General features: G+C 57.4%; 20 protein-coding genes. 2 read left to right on the top strand and 18 right to left on the bottom strand.

Annotated elements, in window-relative coordinates; translation table 11 throughout:
* Window positions 1–2 precede the first annotated feature (2 nt).
* Window positions 3–1,514, top strand: coding sequence for a mechanosensitive ion channel family protein (locus tag EXZ61_RS15185; RefSeq protein ID WP_142812565.1), 1,512 nt, complete (start codon window positions 3–5; stop codon window positions 1,512–1,514).
* 23 nt (window positions 1,515–1,537) lie between these two features.
* On the opposite strand, the gene EXZ61_RS15180 is transcribed toward EXZ61_RS15185, so the two are convergent.
* Window positions 1,538–2,113 (bottom strand): YgjP-like metallopeptidase domain-containing protein, encoded by a 576-nt coding sequence (locus EXZ61_RS15180; RefSeq protein ID WP_142812564.1) that lies wholly within the window; start codon window positions 2,111–2,113, stop codon window positions 1,538–1,540.
* A 91-nt stretch (window positions 2,114–2,204) separates the two neighbouring features.
* Entirely contained in the window at window positions 2,205–3,752 is a 1,548-nt protein-coding gene (gene lysS, locus EXZ61_RS15175; RefSeq protein WP_142812563.1) for a lysine--tRNA ligase, read from the bottom strand.
* 129 nt (window positions 3,753–3,881) lie between these two features.
* On the opposite strand from lysS, the gene EXZ61_RS15170 reads away from it, so the two are divergent.
* Entirely contained in the window at window positions 3,882–4,457 is a 576-nt protein-coding gene (locus EXZ61_RS15170; RefSeq protein WP_142812562.1) for a YggT family protein, read from the top strand.
* Between the two features lie 77 nt (window positions 4,458–4,534).
* Here the strand turns inward: EXZ61_RS15170 and accD are convergent, their stop codons facing one another.
* The 16 genes from accD to sdhA all read right to left on the bottom strand — a co-directional run bounded on the left by accD (window position 4,535) and on the right by sdhA (window position 21,872).
* Window positions 4,535–5,407 (bottom strand): acetyl-CoA carboxylase, carboxyltransferase subunit beta, encoded by an 873-nt coding sequence (gene accD, locus EXZ61_RS15165; RefSeq protein WP_142812561.1) that lies wholly within the window; start codon window positions 5,405–5,407, stop codon window positions 4,535–4,537.
* A gap of 28 nt (window positions 5,408–5,435) precedes the next feature.
* On the bottom strand, window positions 5,436–6,305 hold the full coding sequence (trpA, locus tag EXZ61_RS15160) for a tryptophan synthase subunit alpha (RefSeq protein WP_142812560.1): 870 nt from the start codon (window positions 6,303–6,305) through the stop codon (window positions 5,436–5,438).
* Window positions 6,302–7,600, bottom strand: coding sequence for a tryptophan synthase subunit beta (gene trpB / locus EXZ61_RS15155; RefSeq protein ID WP_142812559.1), 1,299 nt, complete (start codon window positions 7,598–7,600; stop codon window positions 6,302–6,304). The genes trpA and trpB overlap by 4 nt, the downstream gene beginning before the upstream one ends.
* A gap of 5 nt (window positions 7,601–7,605) precedes the next feature.
* Window positions 7,606–8,325, bottom strand: coding sequence for a phosphoribosylanthranilate isomerase (locus tag EXZ61_RS15150; protein ID WP_142812558.1), 720 nt, complete (start codon window positions 8,323–8,325; stop codon window positions 7,606–7,608).
* The gene (gene truA / locus EXZ61_RS15145; RefSeq protein WP_142814263.1) at window positions 8,322–9,104 is read right to left on the bottom strand and encodes a tRNA pseudouridine(38-40) synthase TruA; all 783 of its coding nucleotides are present in this window, start codon (window positions 9,102–9,104) and stop codon (window positions 8,322–8,324) included. The genes EXZ61_RS15150 and truA overlap by 4 nt, the downstream gene beginning before the upstream one ends.
* Before the next feature lie 45 nt (window positions 9,105–9,149).
* Complete coding sequence (locus tag EXZ61_RS15140) at window positions 9,150–11,573, bottom strand: motility hub landmark protein FimV (protein WP_237218977.1); 2,424 nt, start codon at window positions 11,571–11,573, stop codon at window positions 9,150–9,152.
* A 304-nt stretch (window positions 11,574–11,877) separates the two neighbouring features.
* Window positions 11,878–13,014, bottom strand: a complete 1,137-nt coding sequence (asd, locus tag EXZ61_RS15135) for an aspartate-semialdehyde dehydrogenase (protein WP_142812557.1) — start codon at window positions 13,012–13,014, stop codon at window positions 11,878–11,880.
* A gap of 223 nt (window positions 13,015–13,237) precedes the next feature.
* Window positions 13,238–14,305 (bottom strand): 3-isopropylmalate dehydrogenase, encoded by a 1,068-nt coding sequence (gene leuB / locus EXZ61_RS15130; protein WP_142812556.1) that lies wholly within the window; start codon window positions 14,303–14,305, stop codon window positions 13,238–13,240.
* A 34-nt stretch (window positions 14,306–14,339) separates the two neighbouring features.
* Complete coding sequence (gene leuD, locus EXZ61_RS15125) at window positions 14,340–14,990, bottom strand: 3-isopropylmalate dehydratase small subunit (RefSeq protein WP_142812555.1); 651 nt, start codon at window positions 14,988–14,990, stop codon at window positions 14,340–14,342.
* Window positions 14,987–15,115 (bottom strand): entericidin A/B family lipoprotein, encoded by a 129-nt coding sequence (locus EXZ61_RS15120; RefSeq protein ID WP_142812554.1) that lies wholly within the window; start codon window positions 15,113–15,115, stop codon window positions 14,987–14,989. The genes leuD and EXZ61_RS15120 overlap by 4 nt, the downstream gene beginning before the upstream one ends.
* Before the next feature lie 21 nt (window positions 15,116–15,136).
* Window positions 15,137–16,585 (bottom strand): 3-isopropylmalate dehydratase large subunit, encoded by a 1,449-nt coding sequence (leuC, locus tag EXZ61_RS15115; protein WP_142812553.1) that lies wholly within the window; start codon window positions 16,583–16,585, stop codon window positions 15,137–15,139.
* Between the two features lie 25 nt (window positions 16,586–16,610).
* Entirely contained in the window at window positions 16,611–17,537 is a 927-nt protein-coding gene (locus tag EXZ61_RS15110; protein WP_142812552.1) for a LysR family transcriptional regulator, read from the bottom strand.
* 194 nt (window positions 17,538–17,731) lie between these two features.
* Window positions 17,732–19,042: a citrate synthase gene (gene gltA / locus EXZ61_RS15105; RefSeq protein ID WP_142812551.1), complete on the bottom strand. Its 1,311-nt coding sequence runs from the start codon at window positions 19,040–19,042 to the stop codon at window positions 17,732–17,734.
* An 11-nt stretch (window positions 19,043–19,053) separates the two neighbouring features.
* Entirely contained in the window at window positions 19,054–19,332 is a 279-nt protein-coding gene (locus EXZ61_RS15100) for an FAD assembly factor SdhE (RefSeq protein ID WP_142812550.1), read from the bottom strand.
* A 21-nt stretch (window positions 19,333–19,353) separates the two neighbouring features.
* Window positions 19,354–20,058, bottom strand: coding sequence for a succinate dehydrogenase iron-sulfur subunit (locus EXZ61_RS15095; RefSeq protein WP_142812549.1), 705 nt, complete (start codon window positions 20,056–20,058; stop codon window positions 19,354–19,356).
* A gap of 23 nt (window positions 20,059–20,081) precedes the next feature.
* A complete protein-coding gene (gene sdhA, locus EXZ61_RS15090; protein WP_142812548.1) occupies window positions 20,082–21,872 on the bottom strand; it encodes a succinate dehydrogenase flavoprotein subunit in 1,791 nt (596 codons plus the stop codon).
* Between the last annotated feature and the right edge of the window lie 2 nt (window positions 21,873–21,874).

Here is a 21,874-nt window from a genome sequence, read left to right as displayed (position 1 = left end):
CAATGAACACCATGTTTGTGGCGCTGATGCAAAAAGACCTGCTGTGGGCCATGGTGGTGACGGCCTTGGTGGCCCTGGTCTTGCGCTGGCTAAAGCCCGCCTTGCGCTCTGAGCTGGTGCCCACATGGAGCTTGCTGGCCCTAAGTGGGGTGGGGCAGCTGGGTGCGGTGTTGGCATTGCCTTATGTGCAAGCCGCCGGCGCCTCTCTGGTGGAAGGCCTGGTGACTGCCTTGGTGGTATTGGCCATGATTCAGCTCACAGTGCTCGCGCTTTTTCATGGGCTGATGCCCGCGGTGGGCATTAAGGCACCACGCATTGCGCAAGATTTGACGGTGACCAGCCTCTCTATCGGCTGGGTACTCCTGTGGATGCGCATGTCGGGTGTGGATGCGGCGCAGCTTTTCACCACCTCGGCCATCATCACTGCGGTGCTGGCTTTTGCCATGCAAGACACCTTGGGCAATGTGCTGGGCGGTGTCGCATTGCAGCTGGACAACTCCTTGCGGGTGGGCGAATGGGTGCGCATGGATGACATCAGCGGGCGCGTGGTGGACGTGCGTTGGCGCTACACCGCTATTGAAACGCGCACCGGCGAAACCGTGGTGGTGCCCAACAGCTGGCTCATGAAAAACCGCTTTGCTGTATTGCGCAGCCAAGTGGACACCGGCTCGGCATGGCGGCGTGCCGTGTTTTTCAATGTGGAGGCGAGTGCTGTACCAAGCGTGGTAATTGCTGCCTTGGAACAGGCCGTGGCGGACGGCCACATCGCCCATGTCGCCGCTAGCCCCGCCGCCAGCGCGGTGTTGATGGACACCGCAGGTGGCTTTTACCGCTACGGGCTGCGCTATTGGTTAACCGCCCCCCAATTCGATGACCCGACCGACTCCGCCGTGCGCATGCATGCCTTGGCCGCGCTGGTGCGTGCTGGTGTGGGCCTGGGGCTGGAGCAAGAAGAGCGGCTGATGATCAAGGAAAACGACAACTGGCGCCTGGCCCAGGAAAAACGTGACTTGCAAAAGCGCTTGGCCGCGGTGCAGCGCACGGCCTTGTTTGCCAACTTGTCGGTGGCCGAGCAAGAAGCCTTGGCCCAGCACTTGGTGCACGCCCCTTTTGTGAAGGGCAGCACCTTGACCCGCCAAGGCGCAGTGGCGCACTGGCTCTATCTCATTGTGCAGGGTGAGGCCTCGGTGCTGGTAGAAACCGATGGCATCAGTACGCCGGTTAGCGCCTTGCACGATGGCGATTTCTTTGGGGAGATGGGTATGCTCACCGGCGAGCCTCGCAGTGCGAGCGTGTGGGCCGTGACCGATGTGGACTGCTACCGCTTGGACAAAGTAGGTTTTGCCCAAGTGCTGGCTGCGCGCCCCGGCATGGCAGACGCTATTTCTGCGGTGCTGGCCGAGCGCCGCAAGGTGTTTGATGCCAAAGTGCAGGCTGCCAAACACCTAGCCCATGCCGCACCCAGTGACGACTTGTTGGCGCGCATGAAGTCGTTTTTTGGGCTCATGGACTGAGCGGCAAGGCGCGCGACCAGCGCTTAAGCGTCGGGCCCGCTGCTCCACAGGCGCTGGCCGGTCGACTCCACATGGGTAAGGTAGACCCGCACTTCAAACTCCAGCTGGTGGTAGCTGGGCTCCATATAGGCGCAAAGTTTGTAAAACGCTTTGTCGTGCTCCCGCTCCCGCAAGTGCGCCAGTTCATGGACCACAATCATTTTCAAAAACGGCTCGGGCACTTCTTTGAACAGGCTGGCCACCCGGATCTCGCGCTTGGCTTTGAGCTTGGAGCCTTGCACCCGCGAAATTGTGGTGTGGGTGCCCAAGGCGTGCTGCACCACATGCAGCTTGCTGTCAAATGCCACTTTGCTCAAAGGGTCTGCCCCCTTCAGGAATTCACCTTTGAGGTCTTGCACGTAGTCGTACAGCGCACGGTCGGTGCGCATGCCGTGGCTGGCTGCATATTTGTTGGACAGCCAAGTCCCGAGCTTTTGGGCCTGCAGCATGCTCTGAATCTGGTCCAGCGTGCTGCTTGGGTACCCTTGCAAATAGCGCAACCCTGCGTTTGCTATTGGTTTTGTAGCTGCTTGCGCATACTGGATGGGCGCTGGAGGCATATTTCTCTCTGTTTTTGAGCACTAGACAAAAGGCCGTGTGCAGCGCCTAGGCGCCGTACACGGCCTTTGCATGGTGGAGCTTGGGTGCGGCTTAGCCTTCGCGACGCAGTGCAGGGAACAAGATCACGTCGCGGATGCTGGCGCTGTCGGTGAGCAGCATCATCAAGCGGTCAATACCGATACCGCAACCGCCGGTGGGCGGCATGCCGTATTCCAGTGCGCGCACAAAGTCGTGGTCGAAGTGCATGGCTTCGTCGTCTCCACTGTCTTTGGCGTTGACTTGGGATTGGAAGCGGGCGGCTTGGTCTTCGGCATCGTTCAATTCCGAGAAGCCATTGCCGAATTCGCGTCCGGTGATGTAGAGCTCAAAACGCTCGGTCACCTCGGGGCGCTCATCATTGGCGCGGGCCAGTGGCGAAATCTCGGTCGGGTGCTCCATGATGAAGGTGGGGTTCCAGAGCTTTTCTTCCACGGTTTCTTCAAAGTACAGCACTTGCAAGCTGGCCAAGCTGCGGCCCGCCAAGCGGTTCTTGGCTTCGTTTAGCCCCAGCTTTTTGAGGGCGTTGGTCAGCCACTCCGCGTTGTCCACGTTGTCGCCAGCTTCGGTGTACTTGAGGATGGCTTCGCGAATGGTCAAGCGCTCAAAGGGCTGGGCCAAGTCCACGGGCTTGTCGGCATAGCTCAGTTGCAGGCTGCCTGTGGCTTTGAGGGCCGCGTCACGGATCAGCGCCTCGGTGTAGTTCATCAGGTCTTGGTAGTTCCAGTACGCCGCGTAGAACTCCATCATGGTGAACTCAGGGTTGTGGCGCACCGAGATACCTTCGTTGCGGTAGCTGCGGTTGATTTCAAACACGCGGTCAAAGCCACCGACGATTAAGCGCTTGAGGTACAGCTCAGGTGCAATGCGCAAGAACATTTCTTGGTCCAGCGCGTTGTGGTGGGTTTTGAAGGGCTTAGCGTTCGCACCACCGGGAATGGGGTGCAGCATGGGTGTTTCCACTTCCATGAAGTCATGGGCCACCATGAAGTCGCGCAGGCCGCTCACGGCCTTGCTGCGGGCCACAAAGCGCTTGCGGGATGCTTCATCGGTCATCAGGTCCACATAGCGCTGGCGGTACTTCACTTCCTGGTCCGCAATGCCGTGGAACTTGTCCGGCATGGGGCGCAGGCTCTTGGTCAAAAGACGCACGCTGGTGGCGTGGATGGACAGCTCGCCGGTCTTCGTTTTGAACACGGTACCTTCTGCCGCCACGATATCGCCCAAGTCCCAGTGCTTGAACAGGGCGTACAGGTCTGCGCCCACATCTTCGCCTTTGACATAGATTTGGATGCGACCGGCAGACGGACCAAAGGAGCTGTCTTGCAAGGTGCAAAAACTGGCCTTGCCCATCACACGTTTGAGCATCATGCGGCCTGCCACTTTGACCTTGACGCCCGCCGCGGCCAACTCTTCTGTGGTTTGTGCTTCGTAGGCCGCAAACAATTCGGCCGCCTTGTGGCTGGGCTTGAAGTCGTTAGGAAAAGCCACCCCTTTCCCCTCGGTCTGCTGCTGGCGAATGGCTTTGAGCTTTTCGCGGCGCTCCAGCATTAACTGGTTTTCATCTTGCGGAGCGGGGGCGGGGGTGGTTTGGTCTGACATAAAGCGGTTGAATAGAAGCGTTAGAGCGGTTCAGGCATGCTGCGCAGAGCGCGGCAATGTGCGGTGGCAAAAGGGTAGATTCTAAGAGGTCGCTACGGATATGATGCACTCGCACTCATCTTGGACGCCATGCTCTACGAAATTTTCTCTCTTCTGCTAGAAGTTAGTGTTGGTCTCTTGACGGGCACCTGTCTGTTACGCCTGTACATGCAGTACCAACGCATTCCCATGTCAGCACGCTCGGGCAACCCCATGGGTCGCTTCATCTTCGCGCTCACGGATTGGGTGGTTTTGCCCTTGCGCCGGGTGGTTCCCTCCGTAGGGCGTTGGGACATGGCCAGTTTGTTGGCCGCTTATCTCTTGCAATTGGCAGAGTTTTCCCTCTTATGGTTGTTGGCGGGGCCCAAAGTAAGTGTGGCCTCTATTGCCGTGCTCGCAGCCTTTGGCATTGTGCGCATGGCCATTACGGGGCTGGTGATGCTGGTGATTGCTTACTCTGTCCTGTCATGGGTGCAAACCCAGTCGTTTGTGGCAGATTTGCTGGACCGATTGGTTTCACCTGCCTTAAGCCCCGTGCGCCGCATGGTGCCTTTGGTAGGTGGGGTAGATCTGTCGCCCCTGGTCTTGCTGGTGCTCTTGCAGATCGCTTTGATCGTCTTGGGCAAGTTGCAGGGTGTGGCACTGCTGGCCTTGACTGCCTACTGACGCAAAGCAAGCAATCATTCCGCCACAAAAAAGGCCACTCACTTTGCAGTGAATGGCCTTGGATGAGGCTCGCTGAATCAAATCACCGCGTCAGCCGGTTGGCGTTGCAGCATCGCCAAGGTGTTGGCCACTGTTTTGCGCAGCTCGCGTCGATCGCAGATCAGGTCCACCGCGCCCTTGGACTGCAAGAACTCGGAGCGCTGGAATCCTTCTGGCAAGGTCACTCTGACAGTAGATTCAATCACGCGAGGGCCTGCAAACCCAATCAACGCCTTAGGTTCGGCTATGACTACGTCGCCCAAGAATGCAAACCCCGCACTGACTCCGCCCATGGTGGGATCGGTCAGCACACTGATGTAAGGTAAGCCTTTCTTGGCCAAACGGGTCAACGCCGCATTGGTCTTGGCCATTTGCATGAGCGAAAGCAAGCCTTCTTGCATGCGCGCGCCACCCGTGGCGGTAAAGCACAGAAAGGGCACTTTTTGCTCTACGGCCATTTCTACGCCGCGCACAAAACGCTCGCCCACCACAGAGCCCATGCTGCCGCCCATGAATTCAAATTCAAAGCACGCCGCAATCAGGCTGATGCCGTGCACCGCGCCGCCCATTACCACCAAAGCGTCAGTTTCACCGGTGGCTTCTAGCGCCTCCTTGAGTCGCTCGGAGTACTTGCGGCTGTCTTTGAACTTGAGGGCGTCCACTGGCAAAACCTCTTGCCCAATCTCAAAGCGCCCCTCGTTGTCCAAGAACGCGTCCAGTCGCGCGCGCGCACCAATACGATGGTGGTGGCTGCAGCTAGGGCAGACGTTTTGGTTCTGTTCCAAGTCCGTTTTGTACAAAACGGTTTCGCAACTGGGGCACTTGATCCACAGCCCTTCAGGAACGCTGCGGCGGTCCGCGGGGGCAGTTTGTTGAATTTTGGGGGGCAGCAGTTTTTCAAGCCAGCTCATAGGATGTTTCCTTCAGATTGGGGGGCGATTATGACTCCAAAGCCGACCTGATCTCTTGCAAGAAGGTTTTGGCAGTGTGTGCCACTTGGTCGCGCGGCTGGTTTTCAATCAACTGAATGATCTTGGAACCAATGACCACGGCGTCAGCCACTTGGGCGATGGTGCGCGCGGTTGCTGCGTCCCGAATTCCAAAACCCACGCCCACTGGCACTTTGATGTGTTGGCGAATGCGCGGCAACATGGCTTCCACCGCGTCAGTGTCCAAAGCACCGGAACCGGTCACCCCTTTGAGCGATACGTAGTAAACATACCCGCTGGCCACCCGGGCGACTTGGCGCATACGCTCTTCGGTACTGGTGGGGGCCAGTAAAAAAATCAAATCCATGCCGTGGGCACGCAAGTTGATAGAAAAGTCCTCGCACTCTTCCGGTGGGTAGTCGACGATGAGAACACCATCCACGCCTGCTGCCGAGGCATCGACCACAAACGCGCTTTCCACGCCTTCTCGGGCATGTTTTTGATCGTAGCGCTCCACCGGGTTGGCGTAGCCCATCAGGATGACGGGGGTGGTTTGGTTGGTTTTTCTAAACTCACGCACCATGTCAAGCACTTGCACCATGCCGATGCCAAACGCTAGCGCTTTGTCCCCTGCTTTCTGGATCACAGGGCCGTCAGCACTAGGGTCCGAAAACGGGACGCCTAGCTCAATGACGTCGGCGCCACCGTCTACCATGGCATGCATGAGCTCGGGCGTGACGTCGGCATAAGGGTAGCCGGCGGTAACAAACGGAATGAGTGCCTTGCGACCTTGGGCTTTGAGGGCTTGAAAGGTCGCGGTTGTGCGCGATTTGATGGGTGCTGATTGCAAGAGCCCCGCGCCTTTGAGAACGATGGTCATGCTGCACCTCCTGCTTTCACCAAATGCACGGGTTGTTCGCCGCCTTTGACCGACTGGCCACGGCAGCTTGGGCGGCAGTAGAAGTCGGCATTGCTCAGGTCCGCCACGGTGCCGATGTCCTTGTCGCCACGGCCGGACAGGTTCACCAGAATGCTTTGGTCAGAGCGCATGGTTTTGGCCAGCTTCATGGCGTAGGCCACGGCGTGGCTGGATTCCAGCGCCGGGATGATGCCTTCGGTGCGGCACAGGTAGTGGAAAGCGTCCAGCGCTTCCTTGTCGGTGATGCCCACGTATTGTGCGCGGCCAATGTCGGCCAAGAAAGCATGCTCAGGGCCCACGCCCGGGTAATCCAAGCCGGCGCTCACACTGTGCGTCTCGGTGACCTGGCCGTTGTCGTCTTGCAGCACATAAGTACGGTTGCCGTGCAGCACGCCGGGGCTGCCCTTTTGGATGGACGCAGAGTGCTTGCCGCTCTCAAGTCCTTCGCCTGCTGCTTCTACGCCGATCAGGCGGGTTCGGTCGTGCTGGATGTAGGGGTGGAAGATGCCCATGGCATTCGATCCACCGCCCACGCAGGCAATGACCGCGTCAGGCTGCTCGGTTTTGCAGCCGGCGGTTGCCAGCATCTCGGGCATTTGCACCAGACACTCATTGCCGATCACGCTTTGGAAGTCACGGACCATCATGGGGTAGGGGTGCGGGCCTGCCACGGTGCCGATGATGTAAAAGGTGTTGTCCACATTGGCGACCCAATCGCGCATGGCTTCGTTGAGCGCGTCCTTGAGTGTCTTGCTCCCGCTTTCCACGGGCACCACGGTGGCACCCAGCAGCTTCATGCGATACACATTGGGGCTTTGGCGCTTCACATCTTCGCTGCCCATGTAGACCACACATTCCAGCCCGTAGCGGGCGCAAATCGTGGCCGTGGCCACGCCGTGCTGGCCGGCGCCGGTTTCGGCAATCACGCGGGGCTTGCCCATGCGTTTGGCCAACATGGCCTGGCCGATGGTGTTGTTTACTTTGTGCGCGCCAGTGTGGTTCAGGTCTTCGCGTTTCAGGAAGATCTGCGCGCCGCCCATTTCACGGCTCATGCGGGCCGCGTGGTACACGGGGGAAGGGCGGCCGACAAAGTGCGCCAGCTCTGATTTGAATTCCGCCAGGAACTCGGGGTCGTTCTGGTACTTGGCGTAGGCGTCTTTGAGCTCGTTGATGGCGTGGGTCAGTGTCTCGGAGACAAAGCTGCCGCCATATTTGCCGAAGTGGCCTTTGGCGTCGGGTTGTTGGTAATCGAACATGGTGTTTACATTCCTGCAAGATGCCGGTCCGCCGCGCGCACGGCGGCAACGAACTGGCGTATTTTTTCGGGATCTTTGATGCCCTTCTGGGGCTTGCCGTGAGCGTCTTCGGCTTCGACGCCGGAGCTCACGTCCACAGCCAGCGACTTACAGCGCGGCCTGACCTGCGCGATGCCATCGCCCACGTTTGCACTGGTGAGTCCACCACTCAAGACGAGGTGAGCGTTGACGCTTGGAGGAAGAAGTGACCAATTGAATGTTTTGCCACCACCACCGTAGCCGTCCACATGGGCGTCTAACAGAATGGCTTGGGCGTTTGGATAACGGTGCACGTAGTGTACTAGGTCAAAGCTCGCGCCTTCTGCTCCCAAGGGTATACGGGCAGCGCGGAGATAGGCATGGGCGCCATTGAGACTGCCTTTTTGGCATTCCTCATGTTCTTCGTCACCGTGGAACTGAAGCGTTGCCCCCGCCACCATTGCGCAGGTTGCTTCAATTTCTGTAGCGCTTGCGTTGACGAACAAAAGCACAGGAGTGACGAAAGGTGGCAGCCGAGAGGCGAGTTCCGCAGCCCTGAAGGGGCTTACGCAGCGGGGACTTTTGCTGTACATGACGAATCCAATGGCATCAGCCCCCGCTTCAACCGCAGCATCTACGTCGGCCTCACGGGTGAGGCCGCAAATTTTGATTCGGGTTCGGAGGGCAATGGGGGAGGATGTCGTCATGGAAGCATGTCAAAGGCGGGGGTTCGGTTTGGCATCCCCCATTGTGGGTCGTACTGTGGCCCTAAAAAATAGAGGCCGTCTGGAGAGAACGTAGGTGCAGCAGCCCTGCGATCTCGGGCGTGTAGCACCTCCAGCATCCATTCGGCGGGCCGCCTCGTCCTGCCGACTTGAATCAAGCACCCCATAATGTTGCGGATCATGTGGTGCAGGAAGGCATTCGCCTCAAAATCAAAGCGCCAATACGCTCCGCGTTTTGAGATGTCAATCTTTACCATGGTTTTGACTGGGCTGAGCGCTTGGCATTGCGAGGCCCGAAATGAGGTGAAGTCTTGTTCACCCAATAGGTGCTTCGCTGCGGTCTCCATGGCGGTCTGATCCAGAGGCTCGTAGCACCAGCCTACACGCCCTGCATCTACGCTGGGGCGTACAGGGGATTCGAGTACCACATATGCATAGCGACGCGAAATGGCGCTAGCACGGCAGTGGAAACTATCACTCGTAGAAACAGCCCACTGCACTGAGATGTTCTTGACCAAGTTGGCGTTGGTACCGCGAACCCAGGCGTGGGTATCGCGGATCCGGTCGGTATCAAAGTGCACTACTTGCATGAGCGCATGCACGCCGGCATCAGTCCGGCCCGCACACAACGTTGCAATGCGTTGATCGGCAAACTTGCTTAAGGCCGCTTCTAAGCGGTCTTGCACAGTAAGCCCACTCGGTTGGCTCTGCCATCCTTGGTACGCTTGCCCGTTGTAGCTGATTCCGAGCGCAATCCTCACCACGGTAGCAAGTCCAAGTTTAGGAGCCCAGAAAGTGGACCTGAATTAGCTCAGGTTCGCTAATGCACGTTGTGCCATGGCGCGCATTTCACCGGTAGATTCGGCAATCACTTCTTCGATCAGAGCTCGAGCACCGTCTTCGTCGCCGATCGAGACGAATTCTTCTGCCAAGGCCAATTTGGTTTCAAGCGGGTTGCTACCGCTCTCGCTCACCGGCGCCTCTTCAGCTTGCGCAGCAGGCGTGTCCAAGTCCATAGACAATGAACCTAAATCAAACTCCAGCATGCCAGAGTCGAAATCCACAGTTGGCGCTTCTTGCTTGGCCGTCGGAGCTGCACTTCCACCGCTTGCGGGCAAACTGCCGAGACCTTCCATGGACAACGCCAGATCTGGTAACGCATTTGCATCCACCTGCAATGGTGAGGCCAACGGTGCTTGCCCTGATAACTCAAAATCCATTTCAATGTCTGCTTTAGGCTCGGCGGAGCGCAATTGAACAGTTTGCTCGTGCTTGGCGTGAGCGACGGGCTCTTGCGCTGCAGCAGCGCTGTGAGGAGTCTCGTCCAACGAGAAATCAAGGTCTAGATCAAGATCCACACCAGCCGCCTGTGCTGCTGGAGCGGCGGAAGTTGTGAGGTTGCCGAAGATTGATGGCACGACCTCACCATCCGGTTGGCCGCCCGGTTGGTAGAGGGGATTGCTTGGGTCAATTTCCTGCCCCATTTCGCATACCCTGCTCCATTCGGTTGCGTCACGACCAGTCAGCTTAAAGACTTGCTTTGCGGTGGTTTCAAAGCTTTTTAAGTCCCTGCGCTTGGCAAAAATCTCTAGCAATTTCGTGTGGATGGCGAGGCGACCAGGGGACGTACGAACGGCCTCTTTGAGAATCTCTTCTGCCTGAAGGTCACGCCCATAGGCAAGGTAGACATCAGCCTCAGCGACTGGATCCACGTCGTCAGCTGCATCTAATTGGCTGGGTGAGTAAACCATCGAGGATCCACTCAGTGATGCCTCGTGGTTGGTGTCAACCCGCTGCCCACCGCTGGCGCCAAAGAACGAGTCTGGTTGCAGCCGACTTTCTAGAAACGAACTGTCAATCTGTCCACCATCTTTCTTGCGCTGACGAATACGCCAAAACGCAAAACCACCCAACAATGCGATAAGCCCCCCGGCTGCAGCGGGAAGCAGTGGGTTTTCCAACAATTCGTCGACGATGCTCGGTTCCTCAACTGGCGTTGGCTCAGCGGGTGGCTTAGGCACCACCGGCGCAGCTGGCGCGGTGGGGGCTGCTACTGGCTCCGCGGGGGCGGCAGCAGCCTCCGGTTGAGGAGCAGGGGGTGGTGTTGGCGCAGGAGCCGCAGCTATTGCTACGGGAGGCGCAGCCGCCACTGCTGGTGCTGCAGGTTTGGATTCGGCGGGAGCTGCTGCAACCGGCGCAGTGGATGCCCCTATTTTCTTTAGATCTTCAATGTTTTTGTTCAGTTCTGCTGTACGTGCAGATGCATCTTTTGCCGCTTTGTCTTTTGCGATTTGTTCTTCCGCTGCTTTGGCTTGCACACTGCCTTTGGACAGGCTCAGCTTGTCAGGTGTACCTGATACAGGTTTTTTGTCCTCTACTTTTGCCTCAATGCTGCCGCTGGCCTTGCGGTCAGCCGTCACCACTGCGGCAACAGGGGCGTTATTGGCCAAACTAGTTCGGAAGGTGTTGAAGTCTTTGCTTTGCGCAAGGACTGTCTGGCTTGCTTCAGCGGCTGGAACAGAAAGTGCCTGCTCTGAGCTAGGCACGTTCATGACAGCACCGCTGCGGATTCTGTTGATATTGCCTTTGACGAAGGCGTCCGGGTTGGCACGCAACAGCGCAACGAGCATTTGGTCGAGTGATACGCCCTCGGCTTTGGTCACATTGGCGATTTTGCTTGCCGTATCGCCTTTCTTTACCGTAACAGTTTTGTCTGAGTCAGCAGCAGAAACTGGTTCAGTTGGGTTGGCAATCTTGAGCGGCTTGCTTGCTTTGGCGGTTGCCGTTGTACTGGACTCGGCAGGGCGAGAGGCGTCGCTTGCATTGGTATCCGCCGTTGTCTGTTTGGGGGCGACCTGTACCGCAGGGCTTGTTTGCGCGAGGGTGGGGTTGGGCGCTTGTTGCTTGAGCGACGGGGGATCAAACAGCATGGTGTAGTCACGGACAATGCGACCAGACGACCAACTGGTTTCCAAAATCATGTCAACGAAGGGGTCGTTGATAGGCCTGTCGCTACTAAGTTTGATATACGCCCGGCCATCTGCACGTCGCTGTAGGCTGACTTGGAGGTTGGATAGGGCTGGGTTGTATTCAAGCCCGGCCGCAGTGAATGCGGTAGGCGCTGCGACCGCAGTTTTTAAGGATGCGGCTTCCTCGGCATTGATGTCGGGCACATCAATTTCGGCGCGTAGGGGCTCCCCTAGCGCAGACTGGACTGTCAAACGACCCAAAGACAGTGCGAGGGCGCCACTTGCAGACAATCCTAGTAAAGCGAAGACAGCCGCAGCTGCGGCTGTCTTCTGCCAACGATGTGACTTAGCTATCAATTTATTAGCCTCCGGTGCTCAGGTGAGCGGCGATTAATTACCATTTAGTGGGCAAGAAAACCCAACTCTAAAACTTAAAAAGTACCTTAACATCAATGTCTTAGGCTGACAAGCTGAGAAATGTTTTAAGTTTGTAAGCTCCTGCAGGCCTTGCCAACAACAGGAGTTTAAGCTGTTGTTGTCACATCATAACGATGGCCAGTCTCCTTTAGGCGTTCAGCAAGATGCGCAGCATGCGACGCAGCGGTTCTGCGGCGCCCCACAGCAACTGGTCACCAATGGTGAACGCGCCCACGTATTCTGGACCCATGGCTAGCTTGCGTACGCGACCCACCGGGATGGTCATGGTGCCGGTCACAGCCACAGGGGTCAATGCCTGGATAGTGGCTTCGCGGGTGTTAGGCACCACTTTGACCCACTGGTTGTCCGCAGCAATCATGGCTTCGATGTCTGCTACAGGTACGTTCTTCTTGAGCTTGAAGGTCAAAGCCTGGCTGTGGCAACGCATGGCGCCCACTCGCACACAAAAACCGTCCACGGGAATCGCGGAGCTGCCGAAGCCTTCTCCCATGCCCAAAATTTTGTTGGTTTCGGCCATGCCCTTCCACTCTTCTTTCGACATGCCGTTGCCTAGATCCTTGTCGATCCATGGAATCAGAGAGCCACCCAATGGCACGCCGAAGTTCGCAGTTTCTGCACCGGTCAGTGCGCGTTGCTTGGCGATGACTTTGCGATCGATTTCCAAAATAGCGCTCTTGGGGTCGTCGAGCAGGGCTTTGACTTCCGCGTTCAGTGTGCCGTATTGGGTTAGCAGTTCGCGCATGTGCTGTGCGCCACCGCCGGATGCCGCCTGGTAAGTCTGTGTGCTCATCCACTCGACGAGGCCGGCCTTGTACAGTGCGCCTACGCCCATCAGCATGCAGCTCACAGTGCAATTGCCGCCCACCCAGTTCTTCCCGCCCTTGGTCAGTGCGTCTTGGATGACGGGCATGTTGACAGGGTCCAGGATGATCACTGCGTCTTTTTCCATGCGCAGTGTGGAGGCTGCGTCGATCCAGTGACCGTTCCATCCTGCCGCGCGCAGCTTAGGGAACACTTCGGTGGTGTAGTCGCCGCCTTGGGCGGTGATGATGATGTCGCAGCGCTTGAGGGCGTCGATGTTGTAGGCGTCTTGCAGCGTGGTTTCGTTCTTGGCCTCTGCTGGAGCCTTGCCGCCTGCATTGCTGGTGGAAAAGAAGACAGGTTCGATGAGATCGAAGTCTTTTTCCTGCGCCATACGGTCCATCAAGACTGAACCAACCATGCCACGCCAGCCCACGAGGCCGACCAAATTACCTGTTTTCATGAAGTTGCCCTTTCAGATTGTTGAAACAAAAATTTCATCTGCCCGGCTCGTCTGGCCGGTGGGGGCGCGACGAACCGAACTGAACTAGCCAGTAATGGTTGTCGTTTTGGTCAACTGCGACCACGCTGTATCCGCGCGCCTAAACACTCCGTTGCCGCAGTGGGCGGCAAAAATAGCGTGTTTTGGGTGCAGATTGAGCATGGTCGAATTGTAAACGATGCTTTTACAAGGCTTTGACGACAGCTGCACCCATTTCAATAGTGCTGACGCGGGTGGTGCCTTCGCTGTAAATGTCGGCGGTGCGCAAGCCTTGTTCCAACACTTTCTTGACAGCGGCTTCGATACGCTGGGCGGCCACTTCTTGGTTCAGGCTGAAACGCAACATCATGGCCGCACTCAAAATGGTGGCCAGCGGGTTGGCAATGCCTTTGCCGGCGATATCCGGTGCGCTGCCGTGGCTGGGCTCGTACAGGCCCTGGTTGCTGCTGTTCAGGCTGGCCGAAGGCAGCATGCCGATGGAGCCGGTCAGCATGGAGGCTTCGTCGGACAGGATGTCGCCGAACATGTTGCCGGTCACTAGCACGTCAAACTTCTTGGGCGCCTTGACCAGCTGCATGGCGGCGTTGTCCACCAACATGTGGTCCAGCTCTACGTCGGGGTACTGTTGACCCACTTCGACCATCACGTCTTTCCAGAGCTGCGAGGTTTCCAGCACATTGTTTTTGTCGACACTGGTGACGCGCTTGTTGCGCTTCTGGGCTGCCTGGAAAGCCACGTGGGCGATGCGCTCAATCTCGGGGCGGCTGTAGCGCATGGTGTCGAACGCTTCTTCCGCACCGGGGAAGTGGCCGTCTGTTGCAATGCGACGGCCACGGGGTTGGCCGAAGTAGATGTCGCCGGTCAGTTCGCGAATGATCAGGATGTCCAGACCCGCAATCAGCTCGGGCTTGAGGCTGGAGGCGCCTACCAGCTGCTCGTAGCAGATGGCCGGTCGGAAGTTGGCAAACAGGCCCAAATTCTTGCGCAGGCCCAGGATGGCCTGCTCGGGGCGGAATTGGCGCTCCAGCTTGTCATACTTCCAGTCGCCCACTGCGCCGAACAACACCGCGTCCGCTTCTTTGGCCAGCTTGAGGGTGGCTTCGGGCAGGGGGTGGCCATGGGCCTCATAGGCGCAACCGCCCACGAGTGCGGTTTCCATTTCCAGCTTCAGGTCCAGGGCGTTCAGTACTTTGACGGCTTCCGCCACGATCTCGGTGCCGATGCCATCACCCGGCAAAACTGCGATTTTCATGATGTCCTTTGAATACTATGAATTTGATAGCTGCTCACGCAGACATGGTCTGCGCTAACCAGGGTTTTGTGGCCAAACGTTGGGCTTCGAACGCCTTGATCTTGTCGGCATGGCGCAGGGTCAGGCCGATGTCGTCAAAGCCGTTGAGCAAGCAGTACTTGCGGAAGGCTTGTACGTCAAATGGAATTTCTTCGCCCTGCGGCTTCACGATGACCTGGCGCTCCAAGTCGATAGTGAGCTGGTAGCCGGGGAAGGCCAGTGCTTCATTGAACAGCTGGTCTACTTGGGCTTCGCTCAGCTGGATCGGCAGCAGGCCGTTCTTGAAGCAGTTGTTGAAGAAGATGTCTGCGTAGCTGGGCGCGATGATGGCGCGAAAGCCATATTGGTCAATCGCCCAAGGCGCGTGCTCACGGCTGGAGCCGCAGCCGAAGTTCTTGCGGGCTAATAGGATGCTTGCACCGGCATAGCGGGGCTGGTTCAGCACAAAGTCCGGGTTGGGCTTGCGGCTGGCCGGGTCCTGGCCGGGGTAGCCCGCATCCAGGTAGCGCCATTCGTCAAACAGGTTCTGACCGAAGCCCGTCTTGCGGATGGATTTGAGAAATTGCTTGGGGATGATCGCGTCGGTGTCCACGTTTTCGCGGTCCATGGGCGCAACCAGCCCTTGGTGAATGGTGAAGTTTTTCATTTCTTTTTCGCTACCTCTTCAATTTTTTCGCCTGCTTTTTGCAGGTCCTGACCAATACCCTTGACGGTGTTGCAGCCAGCGAGCACAACACAAATGGCGCAGATGACAAAGCTAAGGTGTTTCACAGTGCGTGTCTATGTACGTTGCTAGCTAAACCGGCGGATGTCGACAAAGTGGCCGTGGATGGCTGCAGCAGCTGCCATGGCGGGGCTCACCAAGTGGGTGCGGCCACCGGCACCCTGGCGGCCTTCAAAGTTGCGGTTGCTGGTGGATGCACAGCGCTCACCAGGCTCCAGGCGGTCGGCGTTCATGGCCAGGCACATGGAGCAGCCGGGTTCGCGCCACTCGAAGCCCGCGGCCTTGAAGATCTCGTGCAGGCCTTCGCGCTCGGCTTGCTCTTTCACCAAGCCGGAGCCGGGTACGACCATGGCCAGCTTGATGTTCTTAGCTACTTTCTGGCCCAGCTTTTTCACCACGGCCGCGGCTTCACGCATGTCTTCGATGCGGCTGTTGGTGCAGGAACCGATGAACACCTTGTCCACGAACAAATCGTTCAAGGCCTTGCCGGGCTCCAAGCCCATGTAGGTGAGTGCCCGCTCAATGGCGCCACGCTTGCTGGCGTCTTTTTCTTTGTCGGGGTCCGGGACTATGGCGTCCACGCCCAGCACCATTTCAGGCGAGGTGCCCCAAGTCACTTGCGGCACGATCTGGGTAGCGTCGAGTTCGACGACGGTGTCGAAATGTGCGCCAGCGTCAGAGTGCAGGGTCTTCCAGAAAGCAAGCGCTTGATCCCATTCCACCGCGGCTGCCTCAGGCGACGCGGCGTTCGCGCCGGGTGCCAGTGGGCGGCCCTTGACGTAGTCGATCGTCTTTTCATCCACGGCCACCAGTCCGGCGCGAGCACCAGCTTCAATGGCCATATTGCACACGGTCATGCGGCCTTCCATGCTCAGCGCGCGGATGGCGGAGCCGCCGAATTCGATGGTGTAGCCTGTGCCGCCTGCGGTGCCGATTTTGCCGATGATGGCCAGCACAATGTCTTTGCCGGTGATGCCAGGAGCGACATTGCCTTCGACCTTGATCAGCATGTTCTTGGCTTTTTTGGCCAAGAGGGTTTGCGTGGCCATCACGTGCTCGACCTCGCTGGTACCGATGCCATGGGCCAAGGCACCAAACGCGCCGTGGGTGGAGGTGTGGGAGTCGCCGCACACCACGGTCATGCCGGGCAGGGTGGCGCCGTTTTCAGGCCCCATCACATGCACGATGCCCTGGCGCTTGGACAGGAAGGGGAAGTAGGCTGCAGCGCCGAATTCCTTGATGTTGCTGTCCAGGGTGGTGACCTGCTCTTTGCTGGTCGGGTCGGTAATGCCGTCGTAGCCCAGCTCCCAACCGGTGGTCGGCGTGTTGTGGTCGGCGGTGGCCACGATGGAGCTGATGCGCCAGACCTTACGACCTGCTTCACGCAGCCCTTCAAACGCCTGGGGGCTGGTCACTTCGTGGACCAGATGGCGGTCAATGTAGAGGATGGAGGTGCCATCGTCTTCGGTGTGGACGACGTGGTCGTCCCAGAGTTTGTCGTAAAGCGTGCGTGCCATAAGCGTCCTTGTGTTTGGGTGAATTTTAGGTGGCGGCGACTGAGTCCTTGCACAGGTGGTCGACCAACAGGCGCGCGGTGCGCGGCAAGGTAGAGAAGTCCCGTGCGACAAGTTCAATGCTGCGGGTGGCCCACGCATCGGTCAATGTCACGGCGGTCAGATTGCCGACCCCGTGCATGAGCTCAAAAGCGCGCTTTGGCATAACGCCTATGCCCAATCCGTTGTGGATCATGCGGCACATGGCATCGAGGCCTGTGACTTGAATGCGAAGCTTGATGGATCGATCCACATGCGCCGCAGCGTGTCGCATCGCCAAGTAAATGGAGCTATTGGAATGCAGCCCCACATGGTCATAGGCCAGCGTGTCAGCAAAGCCGATATCAGCTTCTTGCGCTAAAGCGTGCTTGGCAGGAACCACCAGAACCAACTGATCTTGGCGGTAGGTGTGCCGTTGCAAGTCGCCAATGCCTTCCGCCGTATTGCAAATGCCTAGGTCAGCGGCTCCTTCTTGCACTGCTCGTATCACCTCTGTGCTCAAGTGCTCTTCAAGATCAATTTTCACCTCGGCATGTTGGCGAATGAAGTCGCCCAAGTCTTCTGGCAAAAACTGCACAGTGGCCGAGATGCTCGCGTGCACGCGAATGTGGCCGCGTACGCCGTCTGCGTAGTCACTCAGTTCACCCTGCATGCGCTCTAAATTGAACAGAACGGCACGGGCATGGTGTAAAAGGCTTTGGCCGGCAGGCGTCAGGTCTACACCGCGCGAATGGCGGTATAGCAAGGCTGTGTCCAAGGTGGACTCAAGGTCGCTGAGTCGTTTGCTGAGTGCGGAAGGCGCAATGAATTCGCGCTCCGCCGCTTTGCCGATGCTGCCGAGCTCGCACACCGCGACAAACAGCTGTAGCGAGGTGAGGTCTATACGACGAGCGAAGGCGCGATCGGGAGCTTTCATGGGAATTAGTCATCGCTTTCGACGATGTGACCGTATTTTCACCTATGGAAGTGGGATTTGGCATCGCATTTGAAGAAGGCTTAGATTCCGCAACACGCAGGCACTCGCTTCGGATCCATTTTCTTCTTCAACCAATGCAAAGCCCCACAGAGCCAGAGACTCTGTGGGGCTTTGCAAGGGGTTGGTTGAACGGCTTAGCGCTGACCGATTGGCACAACGTCGCGCTTGACCGCGCCGGTGAACAGCTGGCGTGGGCGACCAATTTTGTACTCGGGGTCGCCGATCATTTCGTTCAGCTGGGCAATCCAGCCTACGGTGCGTGCCAAAGCGAAGATAGCGGTGAAAAGGCTCACTGGGATACCGATGGCGCGTTGGACGATGCCTGAGTAGAAGTCTACATTGGGGTAGAGCTTGCGTTGTACAAAGTAGTCGTCTTCCAGCGCAATCTTTTCCAAAGCCATGGCCAGCTTGAACAGTGGATCGTTCTCCAGGCCCAAGGCAGCCAAAACTTCCTTGCATGTCTCTTGCATCAGCTTGGCGCGTGGGTCGTAGTTCTTGTACACACGGTGACCAAAGCCCATTAGCTTGACGCTGGAGTTTTTGTCTTTGACTTGGTTCATAAACTCGCCAACCTTGCTGATGCCACCCATGCGTTGGATGTCTTCCAGCATGTTCAGGCACGCCTCATTGGCGCCACCGTGGGCAGGGCCCCACAAGCAGGCTACGCCTGCGGCAATGGCAGCGAACGGGTTGGTGCCAGACGAGCCGCACAGGCGTACGGTGGAGGTGGATGCATTTTGTTCATGGTCCGCATGCAACACAAAGATGCGGTCCAAGGCGCGCTCAATCACGGGGTTCACCACATACTCTTCGCAAGGGGTTGCGAACATCATGTGCATGAAGTTGCCAGCGTAGCTGAGGTTGTTCTTAGGGTACATATAGGGCTGGCCCATGCTGTACTTGTAAGCCATGGCAACCAGTGTCGGCATCTTCGCGATCAAACGGATGGCGGAGATTTCACGGTGTTCTGGATTGTTGATGTCGGTGCTGTCGTGGTAGAACGCAGACAAGGCACCCACCAAGCCTGTCATGATGGCCATAGGGTGGGCATCACGGCGGAAGCCGCGCAAGAAGAATTGCATCTGCTCGTTGACCATGGTGTGCTGTGTCACACGCTTGGTGAAGTCAGCCTTGCCAGCGGCATCGGGCAGGTTTCCGTACAGCAACAAGTGGCAGGTTTCCATGAAGTCACAGTTAGTAGCCAACTGCTCGATGGGGTAGCCCCGGTACAGCAACTCGCCTTTGTCGCCGTCGATGTAGGTGATGGCCGATTGGCATGACGCTGTAGACAAGAAACCCGGGTCATATGTGAACATGCCGGTTTGTGCGTACAACTTGCGAATGTCGACCACATCAGGGCCCACATTGCCGTGGTAAACCGGCAGGTCTACGCTGGGAGTGCCGTTGCTAAACGACAGAGTTGCTTTGTTGTCTGCGAGTTTCATTTTCTGGCCTTTCAGAGAGGTGCTCTCAACATATTTAAAACTTCTTGAACGTCTTCGCGGTCTAGCTCTGTGTCCACCTGCGCAAGCGACTTACGTGCCAAATGCACGTCCAACAAATCGTTGTCACTCAAGTCCATCAATGCGCCCAATGCATGGGCTTGGCCTTGTGTCAACGAATCACTGAAACGATTGAAGAAGCGTTCGATAAAAATATCGTTTTCGAGCAAACCCCGGCGGCAGCGCCATTTGAGTTTGCTTAATGCACGTTCATCAATCAGTTCGTTATTCACAGCGTGGTCACTTATCAAGGCTTAGACCGTACGCAAAACCATCATTTCTTTGATTTTTCCGATGGCTTTGGTGGGGTTCAAACCTTTGGGGCACACGTCCACACAGTTCATGATGGTGTGGCAGCGGAACAAGCGGTAGGGGTCTTCCAGGTTGTCCAAGCGCTCGGCGGTTGCTTCGTCGCGGCTATCTGCGATGAAACGGTAGGCCTGTAGCAAGCCAGCGGGGCCCACGAACTTGTCGGGGTTCCACCAGAAGCTGGGGCAGCTGGTGGAGCAGCTAGCGCACAAGATGCATTCGTACAGGCCGTTCAACTCTTCGCGCTCTTCAGGGCTTTGCAGACGTTCCTTTTCTGGGGGGACGTTGTCGTTGATCAGGTAGGGCTTGATCGAGTTGTACTGCTTGAAGAACTGGGTCATGTCCACGATCAAGTCGCGAATGACGGGCAGGCCTGGCAATGGTTTCAACACGATCGTGCCCGGCAAGGTGCGCATATTGGTCAAGCATGCCAAGCCGTTCTTGCCATTGATGTTCATGGCGTCAGAGCCACACACACCTTCGCGGCATGAGCGACGGAACGAGATGGTTGGATCTACGGCCTTGAGTTTCATCAAAGCATCCAACAACATGCGCTCGCTGCCATCGAGTTCTACCTCGATGTTTTGCATGTAAGGCTTGGCGTCTTTATCAGGGTCGTAGCGGTAAATGGAGAAAGTGCGTTTTGTCATGGGCTGATCTCGCTGAATTCTGATTAAAAGCTACGGGTCTTGAGCGGTACGCTCTCAACAGTCAGAGGCTTCATTTGCACTGGCTTGTAGCTCAGGCTGTTGCTAGCGCTATGCCACAAGGTGTGCTTGTGCCATTCTTTGTCGTTGCGACCGTTCGGGAACTCGGCGCTATCACCGTAGTCATCCACGCTGTGGGCGCCACGGCTCTCGTGACGTGCCGCAGCCGAGACGATGGTGGCTTGGGCCGCTTCGATCAGGTTCTCGACTTCCAGCGCTTCAATACGTGCGGTATTGAAGACCTTGGACTTGTCTTTCAAACCGATGTTTTTCACGCGCTCACGCAATGCCGCAATCTTGGTAACGCCTTCGTCCATGGCAGCTTGGGTGCGGAACACACCGGCGTGCTGTTGCATGGCCGTACGGATGTCGTTGGCAACGTCTTGCGCATACTCGCCGCCGGTGGCGTTGTCCAAACGTGCGAGGCGAGCCAAGGTGGCATCCGCAGCGTTGGCTGGCAACTCTTTGTGCGTTTTATTGGTTTTGTTGAATTCAACAATGTGATTGCCGGCCGCGCGGCCAAACACCAGCAAGTCCAACAATGAGTTGGTGCCCAAGCGGTTAGCCCCGTGTACGCTCACGCAGGAGCACTCGCCAACTGCGTACAAGCCGTTGACCACTTCGCTCTTGTTGTCCGCGTTTTGTGTAACCACTTGGCCGTGGATGTTGGTGGGGATGCCGCCCATTTGGTAGTGAATAGTGGGCACCACTGGGATGGGCTCCTTGGTGATATCCACATTCGCGAAGTTATGGCCAATTTCGAACACCGAAGGCAGGCGTTTCATGATGGTGTCAGCGCCCAGATGCGTCATGTCTAAGTTGATGTAGTCCTTGTTGGGACCACAGCCTCGACCTTCTTTGATTTCTTGGTCCATGCAGCGTGACACAAAGTCGCGTGGGGCCAAATCTTTCAAGGTAGGCGCGTAGCGCTCCATGAAGCGTTCGCCATTGCAGTTACGCAAAATGGCGCCTTCGCCACGGCAACCTTCTGTGAGCAACACGCCAGCACCGGCAACCCCTGTGGGGTGGAATTGCCAGAACTCCATGTCTTCCAGCGGAATGCCTGCGCGGGCAGCCATGCCCAGGCCGTCACCCGTGTTGATGAAGGCGTTGGTAGATGCCGCAAAAATGCGCCCAGCACCACCTGTTGCCAGCAATGTGGTTTTCGCTTCCAAGATGTGGACATCGCCGGTTTCCATTTCCAGCGCAGTGACGCCCACCACGTCTCCAGCCGCATCGCGGATGAGGTCGAGGGCCAACCATTCCACAAAGAAGCTGGTCTTGGCTGCCACGTTTTGTTGGTACAGCGTATGCAACATCGCGTGACCGGTGCGGTCAGCAGCGGCACAAGCGCGTTCCACAGCCTTTTCGCCGTAGTTGGCGGTGTGGCCGCCAAAAGGGCGTTGGTAAATGGTGCCATCAGGGTTGCGGTCAAAGGGCATACCCATGTGCTCTAGGTCGTACACCACCTTAGGGGCTTCACGGCACATGAATTCGATGGCGTCTTGGTCACCCAACCAGTCAGATCCTTTTACGGTGTCGTAAAAGTGGTAGTGCCAGTTGTCCTCGTTCATATTGCCCAACGAGGCGCCGATACCGCCTTGAGCCGCCACGGTGTGGGAGCGAGTTGGGAATACTTTGGTTAGCACAGCGACGTTAAGCCCGGCACGCGCGAGTTGCAAAGAAGCGCGCATACCAGAGCCGCCAGCGCCTACGATGACGACGTCAAATTTGCGTTTGGATACGGAAGTAGTCATGA

The organism is Rhodoferax aquaticus, from assembly GCF_006974105.1.
Taxonomy (GTDB): Bacteria; Pseudomonadota; Gammaproteobacteria; order Burkholderiales; family Burkholderiaceae_C; genus Allorhodoferax; species Allorhodoferax aquaticus_A.
Note: the sequence above shows the minus strand (reverse complement) of the source record. Positions and strands in the feature narration are given on the sequence as shown.